Here is a 22,385-nt window from a genome sequence, read left to right on the forward strand (position 1 = left end):
AATGGTTCGGAGACGTCAAGCCACAACTGCGGGAGATCGCCGTCCTTGGTTGAGCTCGAGGGGCTCGCTCATCGCTCATCCATGCCGGGCGCGTCGCTCAGGCTGCCCGCAGCGCAGCGATGACGGGCGCGGTGTCGGGCCGCAGGCCGCGCCACAGGGTGAAGCACTCGGCGCCCTGCTCGACCACCATGCCGAGGCCGTCGGCTGTCTGACCCACGCCGGCCGCGCGCGCGGCCTGCACGAAGGCGGTCGGTTCCTTCTTGTAGGCCATGTCGTAGGCCAGCGAGCCCTCGCTCCACACGCCGGCGGGCAGGGGCGGCACCTCGTTGGTCATGGAGGAGGCGGAGCCGTTGATGATCACGTCGAAGCGCCCGGCGATGTCGGCGAAGCCGCCGCCGGCGAGCCGGACGGCGCCGGCATGCGGGCCGAACTCGGCGGCGAGCTCCACGGCCTTGCTGGCGGTGCGGTTGGCGACGAAGATCTCGGCCGGCTGCTCATCGAAGAGCGGCAACAACGTGCCGCGCACCGCGCCGCCCGCGCCGAGGAGCAGCACGCGCGCGCCCTCGAGGCGGCGGCCGAGGTTATGGGTGATGTCGCGCACGATGCCGAAGCCGTCGGTGTTGTCGCCGAGGACGGTGCCGTCGGCGCGCAAGGTGAACATGTTGATCGCCCCGGCGGCTCGGCCGCGCGGCGTCAGCTCGTCGGCCAGCGCAAAGGCCTCGAGCTTGAAGGGCATGGTGATGTTCATGCCCTTGCCGCCGCTCTTCTGGAACTCGCGCACGGCGGCGGCGAAGCCATCCAGCTCGCCGAGGATCGCGCCGTACACCATGTCCTGCCCGCACTGCCTGGCAAAGGCGGTCTGCAGCGCCGGCGACTTGGTCTGGGAGATGGGATTGCCGATGATGGCGTAGCGATCGGTCATGGGTGCGTCCAGGCCTCAGCGACGCGGGGCCACGCCCGCGAGCGCCGCAGATCTACGATGGTGTCCAGCCAATTGCCAGGAGCGCGCGGCGGCGCCATGGCGGCCGAGGTGCAGAGCGCCTTCCACCGCCCTCCCCGGGAAGAGGCGAGCAAGGCGCCGCCATCGGCGCGCCGCGCTCAGTCCTGGTAGCTCTCGGCCTTCGACGCCATCACCAGATTGAGCGGCGACGACCCCAGGAGGTCGCGCTCGATGGTGTCGCAGATGCGCGTGAGGGGCAGGTCGTTCGGCTCGTGGCCGAACGGGTCGTCGAGCTCCCCGCCGAGCGCCTCGATCATCAGGACGGGATACGCCACCATCATCGTCACGACGGGCGTCAGCACCCCGAGCGCCTCGACGAGGGCGAGGGGCAGCGTGGCCAGGTAGAGCGCCACGCCCCGCTGGAGGAGCAGGATGTAGCCGAGCGGCGTGGGGGTCTTGAGGATGCGCTCGCAGCCCCCCAGGCAGTTGACCAGGACGCTCAGCTGCTCCTCGGCGCACACCGCCATGTTGCGCTCGAGGCTCCCCGCCCGGACGAAGGCCGCGAGGCGCTCGGAGACCTGCTGCGCCGCGCGGAGCGGCGGGTGAGGGTGCGCCGCGAGGGCCTCGATCTGCTCCGCCGGGAGCAGCCGTTCGATCTCCGGGCGCTCGGCCTGCCCGCGCAGCGAACGCCGCGCGGCGTGGACGAACACCACCACCCAGACGGCGACCTCGCGCGCCGCGCCCGGGTCCACCGCGGCGTGCGCGTTCACGATGCGCGTGATGTTGCGGCTCGCGTTCACGATCGAGCCCCAGAGGGTGCGACCCTCCCAGAAGCGGTTATAGGCCGTGTTCGTCCGGAACGCGAGGATGAGCGCGATCACCGCGCCGGCGACCTCGTGAATGCCGATCGAGAGCGACACGCGGGGGATGTGCCTGTGCGCGAGCCAGAGCGCGGCGGCGATGACCCCGAAGGCCAGCACGCGACGCATCACGCCCGGCGACAGGGAGCCCCGCGGCGAGACGAGCATCTGAAGCCAAGTGCGCCTGGTGTAGGGGATCATCGGGGCGACCCTCGTGGCGATGCCCTCCCGGAGCACCGGAAGGAGCCATGGACGTGAAGAGGCTTCAGCCTGTCATCGAACGTGCCAATCCTCGTGTGGCCCTGTCAGGATCGCCGCCCTGATCGCCGGGATCCAGCGCGCGCAGCGCGTGGCTCACGAAGAGGAGCATCGCGCCTCCCTACCAGCGAGGTGCCTGTGCCGCAACGCCGCCGGGCGGCGCGGGCGCACGCGCGTCACACGGCAGGCGGTCGGCCTCCGGTGGCGCCTGGCGCGGACGCGCTGGACGCGGGACACTCCGCGTCCGTCCAGGCAGAGCAGACCACGGTGGTCCTGTGCGCCTGGATCGCCTGGAGCCGTCGATTGAAGTTCGTGTCCCCCATCGTCCTGTTCTGGGCGGCCTCCGCCCTGGCCTGGCTCGTCGTCGTGGCAGCGGCGAGGCGCCGCCGGGGCGGGCTCTACGCGCGGTTCGTCGGCGTGCTGCTCGGCATCCACACCCTGATCTCGTGCGCGCTCTTCCGCCATGTCGGCCCGCTCGCGCCGGGGTTCGCCTACCTCCAGGGCGCGGTGTACCTGCATTTCCTCCTGCTCTCGCGCCCCCGGATGCGGCCGCTCGCCTACCGCGCGCTCGTGAGCATCCCCGCGTCCTACTTCGTGGCGGCGATCTTCCTGTCGTTCCCGTGGGCCATCGCGAGCGGGCTCGGGGCCACGCCGTACGGCCTCTGGGTGCCCTTCGCGCTCGCCGTCGTCGGTATCCTCCAGTCGCTCACCGCCCGCCGCGAGGAGATCGAGCTCGTCGTCGACCGCGCCCCCGTCGACGGGCTGCGCCGCCACCCGCTCCCGCGCGAGGGGGCGCCCGGCGCGCGCCGGGCCCTCCGCATCGTCCAGATCACCGATCCGCACCTCGGTCCGTTCATGTCGGTCGCTCGGCTCCGCGGCATCTGCGAGCGCGCGGTGGAGCGCGATCCCGATCTCGTCGTGCTCACCGGCGATTACCTGACGATGGAATCGCAGGACACCGCGGATCACCTCGCCGAGGCCCTGTCCCCGCTCCGCGCCCTGGAGGGGCGTGTGTTCGCGTGCCACGGCAACCATGATCACGAGTCGCCCCGCCACGTAGCGACCGCGCTGGAGCGCGCAGGGGCGCGCCTGCTCGTGGACGACGCGGCGCTCGTCGAGACCGCCGCCGGGCCGGTCCAGGTCCTCGGGATGGACTTCCATTACCGCGATCGCGCCGAGCGCATGGCGGCCGTCTGCGCCCGTCACCCGCGCATCAAGGGCGCGCTACGGCTCGTCCTGCTCCACGATCCGGGCGCGTTCCGCCACCTCGGCGAGGGGGAGGGTGATCTCGTGCTCTCGGGCCACACCCACGGCGGGCAGCTCGGCCTGGTCAGCCTCGGAGGCTCCTGGACCGCCCTCCAGCTCTTCGTGAAGATGCCCGATCATGGCCTGTGGGCCCGCGGCCCCGATCGGCTCTACGTGCACCGCGGGACAGGACACTACGGGTTTCCCCTCCGGCTCGGCGTGCCGGCGGAAGAGAGCGTTCTCAAGGTCCACCTCGCCGGCGACGGCGTCTGACGGGCCAGGCGCCTCCGCCTTGCAGGCGGCGGTTATGGAGCGGATTTCAACGCAAGGCGCAAAAATGACACGGATTGAACGAGCCATAGAGAGATGGCTCAGGTCGGCGACGCCCTCCTGGTCAGCGGCCAGCAGGTGGGGATCCTCGACCTCTATTTCTTCTTTTTTTTGCGTCTTGGCGGTCCTTCTGCCGCTTTGGGGCAACTTCCCGCAGTAGTGCTAGACCGGGCGCGCTTCCCCTGCGTCGGCCGAAGGCGGAGCAGCGGTCTCCTCGACCGCCGGCATCAGAGGCAAGTCCACGATGAACACCGCGCCCCGACCCTCACCGGCGCTTTCGGCGTGAACCGCTCCGCCGTGCATTCTCGCCAAATCCTGCACGATTGAAAGCCCCAGGCCAAGTCCGCTGTGCCAGCGGCTGGTCGAGCTGTTTGCCCGGCGAAATTTGTCGAACACATGGGGAAGAAAATCTGCGCTTATTCCCTCGCCGGTATCGCTGATGCGGAGTTGGGTCTTTGCTCCCATCTCCTCTAGCGACACAGCCACGCGCCCGCCAGCGGGCGTGAATTTGACGGCGTTGCTCAGCAGATTGCTCACGATCTGCCCCAGGCGACCGCGATCGCCCCAGACCCGGCCGGTCGTTGAGCGGAGCGACAGCGAAATGCAGACGTCCTTCGCTTCCGAGGCTGGAGTTACAGAGTCGATGACCGCCTGGATGACCTCGGCCATGCTGACCGGCTGCCGCTTCAGGTCCACCTTGCCGCTGAGGATGGCGGAGACGTCGAGTAGAGTCTCGACGAGCTCCAGCTCGGCCATGCCGTTGCGCTCAATAACCTCGAGGCCGCGCTGCACCCTGGCTACGTCCGATTTGTTCGTGCGCAGAAGAATATGCGCCCAGCCGAGGATAGAAGTCAATGGCGTTCGCAGCTCATGGCTGAGCGTGCAGAGGAACTCGTCCTTCATTCGGTCGGCGGCCTCGGCCTTGGAACGCGCCGCCTGCTCGCTGGCCAACAGCCTCTCCCGCTCTTCCTCCGCCCGCTTGCGTTCGGTGATGTCCGTGGAGATAGCGCACACAGCATAGGGCTTGCCTTCCGCGTCGAACAGGGGGCACTTGACCGAGATATAGGTGTGCATCCCGTCGCCCTGCGGCACCACCTCCTCGGTCTCCAGGGGCTCCTGGGCCTCCAGCACCCGCCTGTCAAAAGAACGGAATATCTCGGCCTGCTCCGGGGGGAAGAGATCGTGGTCGGTCATGCCGACGATCGACTCCACGGTCGCGTGGAACAGCTGCCTGAAACGGCGGTTGCTCAGCAGGTATCGGCCCTGCAGGTCCTTGACGTAGACCATGGCCGCCGAATTGTCGATGATTGCCTGCAGCATGCCTTGGCTTTCGCGCAATGTCTCCTCGGCCCGCTTACGCTCGCCGTTCTCTTGTTTCAGGAGATCGTTGGCCGCGGCAAGCTCGGCCGTGCGCTCCGCCACTCTCCGCTCCAGCTTGTCGTGGGCGCATCGCAGCGCGGCCTCCAATCGCTCGCGCTCCTCGATTTCCCGCCGCAACTGCACGTTCTGCGCCTCGAGCTCCGCGCGCATCGTATACAATTCCAGGTGTGTCTTGACTCGCGCCAAAACCTCGTCGAGCTCCAGAGGCTTGACAACGTAATCGACGCCGCCGGCTTCGAACCCGGCCACCTTGTGGGCCGTCTCTCCCAGAGCGGTCATGAAGATCACCGGAATGCCCTTGGTGCTTTCAGACGCTTTCAGGTGCCGGCACGTCTCGAAGCCGTTCATTCCCGGCATCAATACATCGAGCAGGATCAAATCGGGAGAAAGGAGCTCGGCCCGCTCCAACGCATCTTCACCATCTTGAGCGACCGCCACCCGAAAGCCTCGCTCTTCGAGTTGAGCGGCTGTCACGGCCATGCTTTCCGGCACATCGTCGACCATCAGGATGGTATACGACGGGACACCAGGCTCTGAGGTTCTGTTCATTGGAGACGATGGCAACGTAGCGCCAGCGTGAACCGGTCGCGACAACCTTCTAACACATCCGCCCACTATAATTTTTCGCCTGGGCGCGCCCGCCATTGCCGTCTTTCGGGTTGCGCGGTCGGGGGAGCTGCCGTGATGCCGTACCGGACCTGCGCCTGGAGCAGACCGCGGAGCCGCTTGATCTGGAAGCTTCGCGCCACCGCGCGCACCTGCCCGCTCCACGCTCCGAGCTGCGGGTCGGCCTCCTCGAGCCGATCGAGCTCGTTCAGCACCTGGGAGACGAGCCCTCTGTCGGCCAGCTCGACGAGCCGCGCCAGCTCCTGGGCCGGTGGGGCGGGGAGCGTGCAGAGCTCCGCATCGGCCATGGAGGGCATGGTCACGGCCGCGCCCTGCCCCGCTCGGCGCTGCCACTCGAGCTGGAGCGTGCCTCGGAGCAGCTCCAGAAACGCGCCGGCCTGCACCGGCTTGGGCAGAAAGTCGTCGCATCCCGCGCTCAGGCTCTTGTGCCGCTCGACCTCCGAGGTGCTGGCGGACGAGGCGATGATCGCGGTTCGGGCGAGCTCGGGCCTTTGCCGCAAGCGCCGTGTCGCCTCGTACCCGTCCATGCCCGGCATGGCCAGGTCCATCACGATGACGTCCGGCGTCCGGTCGAGGGCCAGCGCGAGCGCGCGCTCGCCGCCGTCGGCCTCCAGCAGCTCGAAGCCAAGCGGCTCTAGCAAGTCGCGCAGCAGCGCGCGGTTCTCGGCGTTGTCGTCCACCACGAGGATCGTGCGGCGCTCGCCCTCGTACCCAATGATCGCCTCCCACGACAGCCCCGCGCTCCCCTGGGGCGCGGTCGCCTCGAGCAGCCGGAGCGTCGCCGTGAAGACCGTGCCTCGGCCGAGCTGGCTATCGACCTCGATGCTGCCGCCCAGTCGCTCGATGAGCTTCTTCGTGATCGCCAGCCCTAGCCCGGTGCCCTCGGCGTGCCGCTTCTCGTCGCCGACCTGCTCGAAGGCCTCGAAGATGCGCCCAAGGTGCTCGGGGGCGATGCCGGGGCCGGTGTCCTTGATCTGGAAGCGCACCGTGCGCCACTGGTCCTCCGGCGGCTCCAGCACCTCGACGCGCAACGTCACCCCGCCCTGCTCGGTGAACTTGATGGCATTGCCCAGCAGGTTGAGCAGCACCTGCATCAGCCGCTTCTCGTCGGCGCGCACCCCCAGCCGCTCGGGGCCGACACGCTCGTAAGCGAACGAGAGACCCTTCTCCAGGGCGCGCACCCGGCAGAGGTTGGCCACGGTCCGGAGGAGCGTGGGCAGGTCGACCGCGGTCGGGCGCACGTCCATCTTGCCGGCCTCGATCTTGGCCAGATCGAGCACGTCGTTGATGAGGCCGAGCAGGTGCGTGCCGGCGGTGTGGATGATGCGGGCCGCGTTGGCGGCTTTGGCGGGCAGGTCGGGCAGCCGGCCGAGCAGCTGCGCATAGCCGAGGACGCTGTTGAGCGGCGTGCGCAGCTCGTGGCTCATGCTGGACAGGAACTCGCTCTTGGCGCGGCTGGCGCGGTCGGCCGCCTGCTTCGCGGCTTCCAGCTCGGCGGTGCGCTGCTCCACCTCGCGCGCCAGCCGCTCGCTGTAGGCCGAGAGCTCGGTATAGAACGTGGCGTTCTCCACCGACGTCGCCGCTAGCGCGCCGAGGAGCGTCACCAGCTCGACGCGGGCTTGGGGGAAGGCGTCCTCCACGCTCGGGTGCTCCAGGTACATCACCCCGGAAAGGCGCCCCTGGTGCACCAGCGGCACGGCCAGCACCGAGCCGGGCCGGTGGGCGAGCAGGTAGGGGTCCTCGTCGAAGCGGCTGTCGCACGCCGCCTGCCCGAGCACCACCGGCTCCTTGCCGCGCGCGACGTACTGCACCAGCGTCGCCGGCAGCCGCGTCGAGCCGGCGACGGGCTCGTTGAGCGCCAGCTCGACCTGCTGGGGATTGACGGTGAGCAGCGCGGCGATGACGAGCTCGCCGCCCTGCGTGAGGGCGAGCACGGCGCGCTCGGCGCCGGAGTACTCGGCGAGCAGGCGGAGCATGTGGCCGACGAGCGAGCCGAGGTTGCGGTCGCCGGAGAGCGCCTGCGCGGCGCGCAGCGCGGAGGCGATGTCCAGGTACGCGTGGAGCGTGCGGTCGGTGATGGTCGTGCTCGTCGACGACAAGGACGCCCCGTCCTGCGGCTCGGCCGTCGCGCCGTCCGCGAGGACTGGTCGGCCCGAGGTCGCGATGCTGTCCGGGTAGCGCTGGGCGAGCCGCGCGGCGGCCGCGCGCGCTCCCCAGCGCAGGTAGGCGTCGTGCGCGGCCGAGAGATAGGCGCGGGCCAGGGCGCGATGCCCGCGGGCGAGGCGGTGCTCGCCGGCCAGGCGCAGGCCGAGCGCCTCCGTGTTGACCAGGTCATGGTCGCGGGCCTGCTCGATGGCCTGGTCGTACAGCCGCCCAGCCTCCTCGTGCTCTCCCCGGGCGCGGGCGAGGCCCGCCTCCATCAGCAGGCGCATGGCCTCGAAGGTCTCCGGGCAGCTCTCCGCCCAGAGGGTGAGGCGCGCGCCGTGGAAGGCCAGCCGATCCTCGAGCAGCGCGCGATGCGCGGCGGCGGCGGTGGGGAGGGCATGCGCTCCGGCGACGCAGAGCGTGAACGTGAAGGCGTGGAGCATGAAAGCGCCCCACGATGCCTGCCAGTCCGGCTCGGCGGCAAGAACCGCCTCGATCGCCCACGCGTCGGCGCCGAGGTGGAGCCCGGTAAAGCCCGCCATCGCGCCGGCCGTGAAAATTGTCGGTTTCGCGCCCCGCGCGAGCCGCGCGAGCCGCGCGAGCTCATCGAGCGTCTGCTCGACGGCGTGCGTGGCCGAAGCCTGAGAGAGCGCGGCGACCGAGCGGGCAACAATATTCCGAGTGTCCGTGGCCGCGAGATCGCGGTAGACCATGCGGTCGAGGTCGCGCGTGACGCGATCAAGGTCGGCTCCGGCGATCAGCTGGTAACCTACCCTACTGGCCTCGCTGTGGGCCTCGTAAACCAGGTCGCGCTCCTCGGCGGCGGCGCGCGTCGCGCGCACGAACAGCTCCCCCATCTTCGAGGGCGGCGTGCAGTACTGGGAGGCCAGTGTGGCGGTTAAGAGCGCAGTGGCGCGCGGAACATCGTACTGATCAATGAGCGCCAGCATGGCCTCGTTCAGCCGGCGCCCCAAAGGCAGCTTCTCCAGGGCGTACGAAAGGAGCAAGGCCGTGCTCGCGCATCCCGCGAACGAGCTCTTCGTCAGCCCGTGACGCAGCGTCTCCAGCACGATCATCGGCCGGCAGTACCGGCTCAGCGAGGGCATCCCGAAGATGGCACAGGTCCCCAGCACGTCCAGGATGTTACACCGCAGCTCGTGGGCGCGGTCGGCGCTCATCCGCAGCGCCTTCCAGTCCTCGATGGTCGTGCGCTGCACGGCGGGCTCGAGCTGGGTAATGAGCTCGCCGAGCAGCGCTTGCTGCTCCTCCGGGGTCCTCGGCAGCGGGCGCCCGAGCCACGCCATCGCCTCAAGGCCGAGCTCGATGCCCTGCGCGAAGCGGCCGTCGACCTCAAGATATGTGATAAAGATGCTGACCACGCGCGCCCGCTCGAGCAGGTCCCGCGCTCGCTCGATGCAGCGCTGAAAGAGCCGCTCCCCCGCGTCGACCTGCTCCGCAAGCCAGAGCGCCTGGGCCAGGACCAGGTGCACCTCGAAGGTCGTCTCCGGGGCCTCGGTCCATCCCTCCTCGCCGAGCAGCGACGCGGCCGTCTTGAGGAACGCCACGGCCTGCGCGTCGGCCGCGCTGGCCTTGGCCCGCTGCCCCGCGCGCAGGTTCTGCTCCGCCAAGTCGCGCCTTTCCTCGGCCTCGGCCAGCCGCTCGGCGGCCCGGTTGCGGTGGTAGAGCGTCGCGAACAGCTCCTCGTCGGCGCACCCGACGCCGTACCTCGCCCGCAGCGCTCGGCCGATCCCGAGGTGCAGCGAGAGCCGCTCCTCGGCCGTGAGCGCCTCGTAGGCGGCCTGCTGCACCCGGTCGTGCACGAAGGCGTAGGCCTCACGCTCGCGCTCGCCCTCGTGTACCAAAAGCCCCTCGCGCGCCGGCTCCGCCAAGAGGGCGCTGACCGTCTCCGCCTCCTGCCCCAGCAGGTGCGCGAGCAGATCTACGTCGAACCGGTCGCCGACGCACGCCGCCGTCTGCAGCGCGTGTTGCAGCTCGGGCGACAGCTGCTGTAGCCTGCGGGTCAAGAGCGCGACGACGTTGTCCGTGATCCCCGCGCGCTCGAGCGCCTCCCGCTGCCATCCCCACCGCCCCGTCTCCGCCTCGCGCAAAAGCAGCTTCCGCTCGTGCAAGAGCTGCAGGAACTGCCCGACGAAGAACGGGCTGCCGTCGGTCTTGTCCTTGACCAGCCGCGACAGCTCCTCCACCTCGGCCTCGGGCCGATCGAGCATGTCCGCCACCATCGCCGCGACCGCGTCCGAGCCGAGCGGCGAAAGCACGATCCGTCCGGTCGTGGTGCCCGGGGTCGCGGAGGCCGAAAGCAGCGCGTTCAGTGGGTGCTCGGGGCCCACCGCCTCGTCCCGGTAGGCGCCCACCACCAAGAGGTGCTGGCCCGCGGGCTCCTTCAGCAGCTCGCCCAGGAGCGAAAGCGACGCCGCATCCGCCCACTGGAGGTCATCGATGAACAGCAAAAACGGGTGCTCGGCCGTGGCCAGCGTCCGCACGAAGCGCAGCACCGTCGTCTGGAAGCGGAGCTTGGCCTCCCGCGGCCCGAGCTCCAAAAGCGGCTTCGGCTCGCCCAGGATGTGCACCAGCTCGGGCATGAGCTCGACGAGGATCTGCCCGTTCGGCCTGGCGGCTTCCTGCCACGCCTGCCTCCAGCGCTCCAGCACCTCGGCCGGGTCCGCCAGCCGCCGCCGCACCACCGACCGCAGCGCCTGCGACAGCGCCGTGTACGGCGTGCTGCGCTGCAGCTGGTCGAACTTGCCGGCGGCGAAGATGCCCCGCCGCGCGCGCACCTCGCCCTGCAGCGCATGCACCAGCGCCGACTTGCCCACGCCCGACGGCCCCGCCACCATGGCCAGCACCGTCGAGCCGCGACACGCCTCATCGAACAGCGCCGCGAGCGCGGCGCTCTCGCGCTCTCGGCCGAACAGGCGCGAGGGCGCGCGGACCCGATCCTCCCAATCGCGCTTGGCCAGCGGGAACGGCGCCACCGTCCCCGTCTCGACCCACGCCCGCGCCGCCCGCTCCAGATCCCAGGCCGCGCCGTCGGCGGTCTGGTAGCGGTCCTCGGGGCTCTTGGCCAGCAGCTTGAGCACGATCGCGCTTACGGCCTCGGGGATGTTTCGCTCGGGCGCGCGCTCGTGCGGGGGCACGGGCGCCTGGGCGATGTGCGCGTGGATCAGCTCCAGCGTGTCGGTCGCGTCGAAGGGCAGCGCGCCGGTCAGCAGCTGGTAGAGCGTGGCGCCCAGCGCATAAAGGTCCGCCCGGGCGTCCGGCGCTCGGTTCATTCGGCCCGTCTGCTCGGGCGCCATGTACGCCAGCGTTCCGGAGACCGCCTCCGGCGACCTCTGCGCAGCGAGCTGGGGAGTCCGAAAGGTCGCGAGCCCGAAGTTGATCAAGCAGGTGTGCGTCCGCTCGGCGTCGACCAGCACGTTGTGCGGCTTGACATCGCGGTGGAGGATGCCTCGCCGGTGCACCTCGCCCAGGTTGCGCGCAAGCGCGGCGCCCAGGCGCAGCGCGCCCCCCACCGGCAGCGGGCCCTGGTCGAGCACGCGCGCCAGCGAGGTATCGCCCCAGGGCTCCAGCACGAGAACCGGCTTCGCGAGCGCGCGCGGCATCGGCGGCTCGCCGCAGGGAGCTTTCAGCATCGCTGGCGCGCTGCTCTTGGACTCGGCCGCTCGCGCGACGCACGTATCCGTGTGCTGGCCCTCCCCGGCAACGTACTCCATGTTTGATTCTCGACGATGCGATGGCGCTTGTCACTCGCTATCGTGAATGAGCTCGATCGCACGCGCTGGTTTCGAGGGTCTGTTCGGGAATGGCTGCGCCGCACAAGAGAGTTGGCCGGACAGCGAGTCCACCAGCAGGGGGTGGTGGGGGAAATCCCCCACTTTGCCGGAATGATGAACCGCCAAGCGCGCCAAGGACGCCAAGAAAAACATAAAAATCCTGGCGTCTTATGGCGCCTTGCGTTGAGTTCTCGCCTCCAGCTCGCCGCGAGGCATCACGCGGCGCCGTCGAGAGGCTCTATCCGCGTGGCGTCACGGAGCTCCTGGAGGCGCTCGTCGGGCGGCAGCACCGGCCCGACCTCGGCCAGCTTGCCGGCCGCGAACGCGGTCCCGAGGCGGGCGCACGCCTCCAGGTCGCCGCCTTCGGCCAGCATCCGCGCCGCCAGCACGCCCGCCACCATCGCATCGCCGGCGCCGACCGTGCTCGCGACGTCGATCGGCGGCGGCACCGCCAGGAGCGCCCGCTCCGCGTCGACGAACATCGCGCCGTCGGCGCCCAGCGACACGACCACCAGCCCGACGCCCGACCGCTGGATCTCGCGCGCCGCGCGGACGACCTGCTCGCGCTCCTCCAGGAGCGGCGCGCCGAGGAGCTCGCGGAGCTCGTGCTGGTTCGGCTTGATCAGGTCGGGCCGCGCGGCCACCGCGCGCCGCAGCGGCGCGCCGCTCGCATCGACCGCGACGGAGTAGCCCCGCGCCTTGAGCCGACACACCATCTCGGCATAGAAATCGTCGGGTACGCCGGCCGGGACGCTGCCGGCCAGCACGAACCAGCGGCTATCGCGGGCGAGCGCGTCGAGCTCGTCCACGAGGCGCGAGAGCGCCGCCTCTGGCACGACGAGGCCTGGCAGGTTGATGTCGGTGATCCTCGGGCCCTCCGGGCCCAGGCGGTCGACCACCTTGATGTTGACCCGGCTCCCGCCGGGCAGGCGCAGGCAGCGGTCCTCGATGCCGCGCTCGCGGAACAGCGCCTCGAAGGGCGCCGCGTTGTCGCTGCCGAGGAAGCCCGTCGCCGTGACCCGACCGGCGCGCCCGGCGCGCCCGGCCAGAAACGCGGCGACGTTGATGCCCTTGCCGCCCGCCGTGAAGGTCTGGGCAGCGACGCGGTTCACCGCGCCGGCCGCGAAGCCCGGGCACTCCAGCGTCTGGTCCACGGCCGCGTTGAGCGTCACCGTCACCAGACCGTCGCGACTCGATGTCACCGCGCTCCCGCTCCGAGCTACCGCGCTCCTGCTCCGAGCCACCGCGCTCCCGCTCCGGGGCGGGCGCGCTCGCTGGCGTGCGCTCCGAGAGGGCTCAGGCCTTCTCGAGGAACTTGCGCACCTGGGACTCGATCGCGCTGCCGGGCACGATGAACGGCTTGTCCGTGATGTCCACGGAGAAGCTCTGAGCGGAGATGGCATAGGTCCCCTTCACGGTCCCCGCCGGCGTCGGCACCGAGAAGTCGCCCTTGCCCTCGTTGCCCGTGAACTTGCCGCCGGCCTTCTCGATCGCCGCCTTGGCCTTCGCGACGATGTCTTGAGAGGAACCGCTGAAGGGGACTGAGAAGCTGTGCTTTGCCATGTCGTCTCCTGGGGTGCTCGATCGCCATCCTGGTACGGCGCGAGGTGCGGCGGAGGTTAGTGCGGCCTCGCCACCGGCACCAGCGCGAACTTGCTGGGCCTTCCGCGCGCCGCAGCCCGCGCGGCGTGGGAGCGCTGCGCGCCGCAGGCCGCGCGGGATGGCGGATGATGGCTGGCTGCGCACCGGTGGCCGGCGAAGGAGGAAGGGACGACCGCCGCGACGCCTCGAACCCGCGCGTCGGTAAGGATTGCGCTTGACAAGACGGACGGAATCGCCGCTTTCTATGCGCCGATTGCTCCCAGCCGTGAACCGAGGACTTATGAACGACCTTTTTCTCAAGCAGTCGATCCTCCGCCGAGCGGGGCGGGTGTCCGCGCTCGCGCTCGCGCTCGGGCTGAGCGCTGGATGCGTGGTCACGCAGGGCCCCGGAGCGGGGGCCGCTCCTCCCGCCGGCGCGGGCGCTGACGCGAGCGCCGCGGGGGGCTCCGAGCCCGCGCAGACCAACCTGCTCAAGGCATCCGACTTCGACGACAACAAGAGCCTTCCCTGGACCACCTCGTTCACCGCGCCTGGCGCGGGCAGCGCCGAGGTGAAGAAGGGGGCCTATTGCGTCACGGTGACGAACAAGGGGTCAAACAACTGGGATGCCCAGTTCCGCCACCGGGAGATGGTGATCCAGAAGGGGCACAGCTACACCATCCAGTACAAGGCGTGGGCGTCCTCGCCCACGAAGGCGCGCCCGAAGGTCGGCATGTCGGGGCCGCCTTACGAGGAGTACTGGTCGGACACCGTGATCCTCGGGACCGAGCCCAAGACCTTCTCCGGCAAGTTCACGATGGGGAAGGCCGATGACGCCACGGCGGAGCTCGCGTTCCACATCGGCGGCGCCATGGCGTCGGCCAAGGAGCCGTTCGAGGTCTGCATCGACGACATCCGCCTGGACGACCCGCAGTTCAAGGCCGCCGCGCCCGTGACCGAGGCGGCGGCGCCGAAGGTCGCCGTGAACCAGGTCGGGTATCTGCCCGGCGCCATCAAGATCGCCAGCGTGAACAGCGCCGCGACCGCGCCGGTCGCCTGGGAGCTGCTCGACGCCTCCGGCAAGTCGGTCGCCCGCGGCCAGACCAAGGTCTTCGGGAAGGACGGCGCCTCCGGCGATCACGTCCACCTCGTCGACTTCACGGCCTTCAAGGCGCCTGGCCAGGGCTACGTGCTCAAGGTGGGGGAGGAGAAGAGCTTCCCGTTCGACATTGGAACGGGCCTTTACCAGAAGCTCAAGTACGACGCGCTCGCGTATTTCTACCACAACCGGAGCGGCATCGAGATCAAGATGCCGTTCGCCGGCAAACCCGAGCTGGCGCGCCCGGCGGGGCACCTCCACGACAAGAGCACGCGCTGCCTGAAGGACAGCGGCTGCGACTATGCGCTCGACGCGTCCCGCGGCTGGTACGACGCCGGCGACCACGGCAAGTACGTGGTCAACGGCGGCATCTCGGTGTGGACGCTGCTCAACTGGTACGAGCGCACGAAGCACGTCGGCGCCTCGAGCGCCGACTTCGCGGACGGCAAGCTCAACATCCCCGAGGGCAAGAACGGCGTGCCCGACATCCTCGACGAGGCGCGCTGGGAGCTCGAGTTCCTGATGGGCATGCAGGTGCCGGAAGGCAAGCCGCTCGCCGGCATGGTCCACCACAAGATGCACGACGAGTCGTGGACGGGCCTCGGCCTCGCGCCGCACGAGGACAAGCTCGCGCGCTTCCTCCACAAGCCGAGCACCGCGGCGACGCTCAACGTCGCGGCCACGGGGGCGCAGTGCGCGCGCATCTGGAAGACGGTGGACGCGGCGTTCTCGGCGAAGTGCCTGAAGGCCGCCGAGCGCGCCTGGGCGGCGGCGAAGCAGAACCCGGCCCTCTACGCGCCGCCCGGCGGCGACAAGGGCGGCGGGCCCTACGACGACACCGACGCCAAGGACGAGTTCTACTGGGCCGCGGCGGAGCTGTTCGTCACGACGGGGAAGCCGGAGTACAAGCAGTTCCTGCAGGCCTCGCCGCTCAACGCCCGGTTCCCGACGGAGATCGAAGGGGGCGCGGCGTCGATGAACTGGCGGGTCACGGACGGGCTCGGCCAGATCTCGATGGCGATCGTGCCCGGCCACGTGGACGCGGCGTGGCAGAAGGAGATCCGCGGCCGCATCGCGAAGGCGGCCGACCAGTACCTCGCCATCGCCGACAAGGAGGGATACCGGACGCTCATCGCTCGGACGCGTGAAGGCAAGTACGACTGGGGCTCGAACTCGGGCGTGCTGAACAACATGCTCGTGGTGGCGCTCGCCCACGACTTCACCAAGCAGCCGAAGTACCTCGACGGCGTGGTGCTGGGCATGGACTACCTCCTCGGGCGCAACCCGCTAGGGCAGTCGTATGTGACCGGCTACGGCGACAAGCCGCTCGAGAACCCGCACCACCGGTTCTGGTCGCACCAGGCGAACAGCAAGTACCCGAAGGCGCCGCCCGGCGCCGTCTCCGGCGGCCCGAACTCCTCGCTCCAGGATCCTCACGTCCAGAGCGCCGGCCTCAAGGGGTGCGTCGCGCAGCGGTGCTTCGTGGACAACATCGAGGCCTGGAGCGTGAACGAGATCACGATCAACTGGAACGCGCCGTTCGCGTGGGTGACCGGCTTCCTCGACGAGAAGGCGAAGCCGTAGCCGCGTTGGCCGAAGGCGGGGTCGTTTGAACCGCCAAGCGCGCCAAGGACGCCAGGTAAACCACAAAAATAGTGGCGTCTCATGGCGCCTTGGCGGTTCCAACCTTCCGGCAGGGTGGGGGAGTTCCCCCACCGCCTGAGGGCAGGCTCCCGCCGGCCACGATGCGGCCGCTGGCGCGCCGGTGGTACCATCGCCCGGTCACATCGTGGAGCTCCGACCCGACGCCGTCATCGCGGACAAGCTGCACCTGCTGAGGCCTCTCGGGCAGGGCGGGATGGGCGTCGTGTGGGCGGCGCGGCACCTCGCCCTCGACACCGACGTCGCGGTGAAGTTCATCCGCCCCGAGCGGGCGGCGGAGCGTCCTGCCCTCGTCGCGCGCTTCCAGCGCGAGGCGAGGGCCACGGCGCGGATCGCGCATCCGCATGTGGTGCAGGTCATGGACTACGGCGTCGTCGACGGCGCCGTGCCGTACCTCGTGATGGAGCTCCTGCGCGGCTTCTCGCTGGCCGAGCTCCTCGATCGCGGCGGCCGCCTCAGCTTCGCCACAGCGAGGTCGCTCGCGCGGCAGGTGGGGAGCGCGCTCGAGAGCGCCCACGAGCTCGGCATCGTGCACCGCGACATCAAGCCCCACAACGTCTTCATCACGGAGGGGGGCCAGGGATACCCGCTCTTCGTCAAGGTGCTCGACTTCGGCGTCGCGAAGGTGGCGGGCGACGCGGCGGTGCCGGCGGCGAACCCCGCGCTCACCGAGACCGGGATGGTGATCGGATCGGCTCCGTACATGAGCCCCGAGCAGCTCGAGGGGAGCAAGGACGTCGATCTCCGCTCCGATCTCTGGTCGCTCGGCGTCATCCTCTACGAGGCGTTGACCGGCGCGCAGCCGTTCCAGGGCAGCTCGTTCGTCGCCGTCGGCGCGGCGGTCCTGAGGGGGAGGTTCCGCCCCGCAAGCGAGCAGAGGCCGGGCCTGCCGGCGTCGATCGACGACTGGTTCTCCAAGGCGCTCTCCGTCGATCCGACCTGCCGATTCCAGTCGGCGCGCGAGATGGTCGATGCGTTTCTGAGCCTGGAGGTCCGGACGGCGGATGTCGACGCCCCCGCGGGCCGCCATCACCCGGCTGCGTTCGCCACGACCGTAGCCGCGCCTGTCGCTCTTCTGGGCGCAACTCACGGCGCCGACGAGCTCGCGAGAGAGCCTGTCACCTCAGGCGCGCTCGCGAGCTCAAGCGCGCTCGCGGGCGACCCTGTGACGGCAGCCCCTGTCCCTGACACCGCGGCCGGCCACACCGTGCTCCACCAGCGCGCCGCGGAGCGGCCCGCGGCGCGGGGCCCCTCGGGCGCGCGCGAAAGGCGCCTCCGCCGCGCCGTGCCGCTCGCCGCCGCCGCGTGCGCCGCGGGCGCGGGGGTGTACCTCTTCCTGCACGAGCCGTCGGCCGGATCGGGCGGCTGCCCGGCCGGCATGGTGCTCATCGAAGACACCGAGTTCCAGATGGGCTCCGACGCGGACGCGGAGACGCCCAGCGACGAGACGCCGCGACATGGCGTGACCGTGGGTCGGTTTTGCCTCGACGTCACCGAGGTGACGGTGAAGGCCTACTCGGACTGCAAGGCCTGCGATCGCCCGCAGAAGACCGTCGAGTCGGAGGGGCTGACCCCCAGCGGCCGCTCCTTCTGGAGCCAGTTCTGCAACGGCCCCGAGGCGCCGGACCACCCCATCAACTGCGTCGATTGGTACCAGGCAAAGGCGTATTGCGCCGCCTCCGGCAAGCGGTTGCCCACCGAGGCGGAGTGGGAGCTCGCGGCGCGCGGCAAGGACGCTCGGACCTACCCCTGGGGCCACGCGCCTCCCTCGGGCGAGCGCCTGAACGCCTGCGGGCCCGAGTGCAGCCGGATGCTGACGGAGCGGCTGGAGAAGGTGGGGAAGGGGCCGTGGCCTCGCATGTACAACGACGGCGACGCGGCCCCGGCGACCGCCCCTGTCGGGCGATCGCCGGCCGGGAAATCGCCCGCCGGCGCCCTGGACCTGGCCGGCAACGTCTGGGAGTGGACCGAGAGCCATTATTGCCCTTACGACAGGGACGATTGCGACGACTCCCGCCGTGTGCTCCGCGGCGGCGGGTGGGATACGGTCGAGAGCCAGTATGTGCGCTCCGCGCACCGCCGCCCGAGCGCTTCCACGGCGCGCGGCTGGAGCATCGGCTTCCGCTGCGCCAAGGCACCGTAGGTCCGCGGGTCAGAGCTCCTGCCGAGCGCGACCTGGCGGAGCCGCCGCTCGACCTCACGTCATCGATCTCGATGCGCCCAGCGCTCGCAGCCGGCGTGACCTCGACGGTCGCCCGCGGGCGTACCAGGAGCTTCTGCATGATCGTGGAGTCCTTGCTCCCCTGGCCAGTGATGCCGTGTTTCTCGTCGCCACTGAGGGCGGCGAACGCCTCAGGCTGGTCCGGCCGCACGACGGCGCTCGGGCATCACCGCACCGTGATGTCGGGTCTGGGGGGCTCCCTCATGCCGTCGCCGATGTGGAAGCTCGTGTGCGGCGGCTGGTTGTAAGTCGCGTTTTGCGCCGACACGTTCGCGCGGTACTGCGGATCGTGCATCAGCGTGTAGATGCGGCGTTCGGTGATCTGATCGGTGGTGTAGATGCGCAGGCTGTCGCCACACAGGAACACGACCTCCTCGCGCCAGTCGCCGAACAGATCCGCGCTGAGCGTCGGCACCGATTTGGTGCCGTTGATGGAGGTGCAACCGTTCGCGGTGAAGCCCCGACCTTCGCCGTCGAAGTTCGTGACGGTGTTGCCGTCGAGCAGCTCGCGGCTCTCGTCGCCGTCCCACCAGATCAGGAAATTCACCTGGCGGGGACGGGAGCCGATGTTGCGACCGTCGGCCGCGTTGAACAGGCCGGCGGTGTTGGTCCAGGCCTCACCTCCGGGGTTGTCGGGAGAGATGTCGTCGGCGGCGCCGCGGCCCGGTCCCTCGCCGTCGCTGTTGGGGCCACGCCACAGGATCTCGCAGGTCTCCGCGTCTCGGAGGAAGTAGGAGGGCACGCCGTTCGATTCGGTCGGCTGGAACACCTCGAGCCCGGGGCGTGAGGGGACCAGGTCGGTGATGTGAAGCGCGTCGCCGTGTGCGCCGAAGTTGACGGCGCACTTGCCCTTGCCGTCGGGGCCGATCGTCGCGCCACCAGGAATGATCTCCTGTCTCAAGTCGCCGTCCGTATCCGCTGCCATGACGCTGTGAGTGCCCTTGCTGGCGTAGGCACCGTTGCCGTTCGCGGACGAATCGAAGCTCCACATCAGGCTCAGCTTGCCGTCGCGGTAGTTGTACGCTCCGAACGTCGTTCGGGCGTAGTAGCCCCGCTGCATGACGACGCTCGGCTGGCCGGAGTCGTCGAGGAACGCCAGCGTGGCGTTGTAGCGATCCGAGCGGTTGCCGTTGTTGTCGCCGAAGCTGCCGCTCGTGATGGGGGCGTGGTACGCGATGGTCGCGAGCTCCGAGCCGTCGACGCCGCTGAAGATCGTGAGATATTCCGGCCCACTCAAGATCTTGCCCGCGCCGTTGCGATAGTCTCGGGAGTCGTCATCGTCGGCGGCGGGACCGGTGTGCAGGAACGCTCCCTTCCCGTCGCGGGTGCCAGGAGCGGTCTTGATGGCGATCTCGGCGCGACCATCGCCGTCCAGATCGTAGACGACGAAGGGCGTGGTGTGCTCGCTCTCGCGGATGTTGATGCCCAGGTCGATGCGCCACAAGAAGGTGCCGTCGGTGTCGTAGGCCGCGAATTTGGGCTGGCCGGTGCGGCCGTCTTGCGACGGATCGCGCGGGGTGTCCTGCTCCTTGACCACGAGCTCGTAGTCGCCGTCGCCGTCGAGATCGCCGGGAGAGGCGTCCCCAGCTTCGTAATTGTCGGGCGTTTTGAGCGGGATGGTCAGATAGTTCTGCTGCCACGTAGGTGTGCCCGAGTCCCCGTCACGTGTGTTGGCCGAGTCGCCCTGCTCGGCGCCATCGATCACGGCGCGGACGGTGTACTTCGCGCCTCCGGGGGCCCCCGAGTCGAAATAGTTGGTCGAGTCGGTGATGGGGGTGTCGTTCACCTTGGCGCCGTCGCGGTAGACGTTGAACCCGATCTCCGGATCCTCGTAGCCCATCAACCGCCAGCTGATGAAGTTGCCTTCGCCCGAGCGCACGGCCACCACGCCGCGGCACAGGTTCTCCAGCGTGACGTGGCCAGCCGCGGCGGCCGGCGTCACTCCGCAGATCGACTCGCCTGGATTGTCGGTGCCGCCCGTGCCGGAGGCTCCACCGCCCGAAGCGCCGCTGGAAGTCTGCCCCGCCGCGCCGCTGGAAGTCTGCCCCGCCGCGCCGCTGGAAGTCTGCCCCGCCGCGCCGCTGGAAGTCTGCCCCGCCGCGCCGCTTGCATTCGGAGCGCCACCGGAGCCGTCATCGCCCGACTCGGACCCGCTGCACGCACTCAGGGCTCCCGCCACGACCAGAGCCATGGTCCCATACGCAATGTCTCTCATTATAGTGTTCGCCTTTCAAGCCAATCGAGAATAAGCCGAACGCCGACGCCGGCGCTGCCGGACGTGGCGTGCGTGAGCGGGTCGCGGATCACCCCGCAACCGAGCGGCCGCGGAGCCGCCGCTACGGAACGTCCGAGATCACCGTTTCCAGAGCTCGACGGGTATGTGGGACGAGGTGCTGGCTTTCGGTCACCACTCTGAGGCGTCCACCCGTTTTTTTTCGATGGCGCATCCCGGAAGAACCACAGGAGTGCAACTTTGTGGCCTGGCGCGCCTCGGGAACTCGAGTGTACTGCTGCTGTGTTTCTAGCTGCCACCGGTTCATCGATCCGATCGGCCTCGGCTTCGAGCATTACGACGCCATCGGCAAGTACCGCGCCATGGACGGCCTCGGCGAGGTGAACGCGGCGGGCGAGATCACGGGCGCACGCGAGGACCTCGCGGGTCCGTACTACGGCGGCGTGGAGCTCGCGAAGAAGCTCGCGGGGAGCTCGGAGGTGGCCGAATGCGTCGCGAACCAGTGGTTCCGCTTCGCCCTCGGCCGGATCGAGAGCCTGGACGGCGCTTGCTCGATCCAGACCCTCCACGACGAATTCAAGGCGTCGGGCGGGAACATTCGGACCCTTTTGTCTCAGGTGGCGCTGAGCGACGCCTTCCGCCACGTGCGGCTCACCGCCAGCGAGGAGTGACCGTGATGAATCGTCGAACGCAACTCGGAGCTTCACGCCGCAGCATGCTTCAGGCCCTCGGCCTCGGCGCCGGGGCGGCGGCGGTGGGATCGCTGCTTCCGCTGATGAACGCCTCCGGGCAGGAGAAGGTGCGCCCGAGGCGCCTCCTGCTCATCTTCCAGCCCGACGGCGCGCCGGCGCGGGACTGGAACAACGTGATCGACTGGAGGCCGCAGGGCTCGGAGAGCAGCTTCTCGCTGCACGCCATTCACGCGCCGCTCGAACCCTGGAAGTCGAAGCTTGTGATCCCGTGGGGGCTCACGATGACGGCCGGCGGGGCCGGCGAGGCGCACGCCTACGGCATGGCGGGGCTCTGGACGGCATCGACGCTGAACGGTCCGTCCTCCGGAGCGAACTTCGACGGCGGCAACGGAAGCCGCACGGGCTGGGGGAGCGGCGCGTCCATCGAACAGATCATCGCCGGCGCCCACGGCAGCGGCATGCCGTACGAGCGCGCTCCGGACGACCCCATGCAGGAGACGCCGTACCGCACCGTCGCGCTCGGTGTCCAGTGCCTGAATCCGAACAGCCTGAACCGGATGATCTACGCCGGCGAGAACTCTCCGATTCACCCCGAGACGAACCCGAGGGCCGCGTTCAATCGGCTGTTCGCCGGGGTGACGTCGACCGGCGAGGCGCCCGCGATCGATCAGGGGGCGGAGCAGGGGCGGACGGAGCGCAAGGCGATCGTCGATCTGCTCAAGAGCGATCTCACCAGGATCCGCAGGCGGGTGGGCAAGGAGGACTACCACAAGCTCGACGCGCACCTCGAGGGGCTGCTGGCCATGGAGCGCAGGCTGAACCAGCCGGCGGGGCCTGCCGACCCGGCGCTGAGCTGCACGGTCCCGGAGGCACCGGCGGAGACCAGCGGCCGCGGCTCGGACTATCCGGCGGAGATCAGGAGCATGATGGACATCGCGGTGGCCGCGTTCTCCTGCGACGTCACGCGCGTCATGAGCCTCCAGCTCAGCTACGCCTTCAGCCATATCCTGCACTCGTGGCTCGGACACACCAGCGATCACCACACCCAGCTCATGGGCCTCGAGACCAGCAGCATCGGGAACCGCAAGCGCGATTCCGGCCCGCTCTCCGGCCTCGTGTGATGCGCCGGACGCCGAGGCAGGCCGAGCACCGCTGCTGGCTCGCCTCGGCGGAGCCGGGATGGATCGACGAGTACGAGCTCGTGGGCTGGAAAGACTGACGTTTCCTGACATCCACAAAAGCGCTTGGACTTCCTGCCCGCCCAGGTTGCGCCGGGGCACACGCCGTCGAGCGCCTTCCGTTCCCGCGGGTGGAGCCTCAT

At 69.8% G+C, this 22,385-nt stretch carries 12 protein-coding genes; 5 read left to right on the forward strand and 7 right to left on the reverse strand.

The window, feature by feature from the left end:
* Positions 1 to 97: 97 nt before the first annotated feature.
* A complete protein-coding gene (gene aroE / locus WME73_RS12310; protein ID WP_437745660.1) occupies positions 98 to 922 on the reverse strand; it encodes a shikimate dehydrogenase in 825 nt (274 codons plus the stop codon).
* A gap of 176 nt (positions 923 to 1,098) precedes the next feature.
* Positions 1,099 to 2,001 carry a bestrophin family protein gene (locus tag WME73_RS12315; protein WP_437745661.1) on the reverse strand — a complete coding sequence of 301 codons (903 nt, stop codon included), beginning with the start codon at positions 1,999 to 2,001 and terminating at the stop codon, positions 1,099 to 1,101.
* 258 nt (positions 2,002 to 2,259) lie between these two features.
* On the opposite strand from WME73_RS12315, the gene WME73_RS12320 reads away from it, so the two are divergent.
* Complete coding sequence (locus WME73_RS12320) at positions 2,260 to 3,576, forward strand: metallophosphoesterase (RefSeq protein WP_437745662.1); 1,317 nt, start codon at positions 2,260 to 2,262, stop codon at positions 3,574 to 3,576.
* Between the two features lie 219 nt (positions 3,577 to 3,795).
* Here WME73_RS12320 and WME73_RS12325 read toward each other — a convergent pair whose 3' ends face one another.
* The 4 genes from WME73_RS12325 to WME73_RS12340 form a co-directional block, all read right to left on the reverse strand.
* Positions 3,796 to 5,517, reverse strand: coding sequence for an ATP-binding protein (locus WME73_RS12325; RefSeq protein WP_437915825.1), 1,722 nt, complete (start codon positions 5,515 to 5,517; stop codon positions 3,796 to 3,798).
* Between the two features lie 110 nt (positions 5,518 to 5,627).
* Positions 5,628 to 11,516, reverse strand: a complete 5,889-nt coding sequence (locus WME73_RS12330; protein ID WP_437915826.1) for an AAA family ATPase — start codon at positions 11,514 to 11,516, stop codon at positions 5,628 to 5,630.
* Positions 11,517 to 11,791: 275 nt separating this feature from the next.
* The gene (gene pfkB, locus WME73_RS12335) at positions 11,792 to 12,778 is read right to left on the reverse strand and encodes a 1-phosphofructokinase (protein ID WP_437915827.1); all 987 of its coding nucleotides are present in this window, start codon (positions 12,776 to 12,778) and stop codon (positions 11,792 to 11,794) included.
* 94 nt (positions 12,779 to 12,872) lie between these two features.
* On the reverse strand, positions 12,873 to 13,139 hold the full coding sequence (locus tag WME73_RS12340; RefSeq protein WP_437915828.1) for a hypothetical protein: 267 nt from the start codon (positions 13,137 to 13,139) through the stop codon (positions 12,873 to 12,875).
* Positions 13,140 to 13,458: 319 nt separating this feature from the next.
* On the opposite strand from WME73_RS12340, the gene WME73_RS12345 reads away from it, so the two are divergent.
* Positions 13,459 to 15,840, forward strand: a complete 2,382-nt coding sequence (locus WME73_RS12345; protein ID WP_437915829.1) for a glycoside hydrolase family 9 protein — start codon at positions 13,459 to 13,461, stop codon at positions 15,838 to 15,840.
* Between the two features lie 205 nt (positions 15,841 to 16,045).
* Entirely contained in the window at positions 16,046 to 18,061 is a 2,016-nt protein-coding gene (locus WME73_RS12350; protein ID WP_437915830.1) for a bifunctional serine/threonine-protein kinase/formylglycine-generating enzyme family protein, read from the forward strand.
* A 244-nt stretch (positions 18,062 to 18,305) separates the two neighbouring features.
* Here WME73_RS12350 and WME73_RS12355 read toward each other — a convergent pair whose 3' ends face one another.
* Complete coding sequence (locus tag WME73_RS12355; protein ID WP_437915831.1) at positions 18,306 to 20,330, reverse strand: rhamnogalacturonan lyase; 2,025 nt, start codon at positions 20,328 to 20,330, stop codon at positions 18,306 to 18,308.
* A gap of 284 nt (positions 20,331 to 20,614) precedes the next feature.
* Between WME73_RS12355 and WME73_RS12360 the strand changes: the two genes are divergently transcribed.
* A complete protein-coding gene (locus WME73_RS12360; protein WP_437915832.1) occupies positions 20,615 to 21,043 on the forward strand; it encodes a DUF1585 domain-containing protein in 429 nt (142 codons plus the stop codon).
* A 44-nt stretch (positions 21,044 to 21,087) separates the two neighbouring features.
* Positions 21,088 to 22,185, forward strand: a complete 1,098-nt coding sequence (locus WME73_RS12365) for a DUF1552 domain-containing protein (RefSeq protein WP_437915833.1) — start codon at positions 21,088 to 21,090, stop codon at positions 22,183 to 22,185.
* Positions 22,186 to 22,385 lie beyond the last annotated feature (200 nt).

The organism is Sorangium sp. So ce302 (genome assembly GCF_051530145.1).
Classification (GTDB): domain Bacteria; phylum Myxococcota_A; class Polyangia; order Polyangiales; family Polyangiaceae; genus Sorangium; species Sorangium cellulosum_B.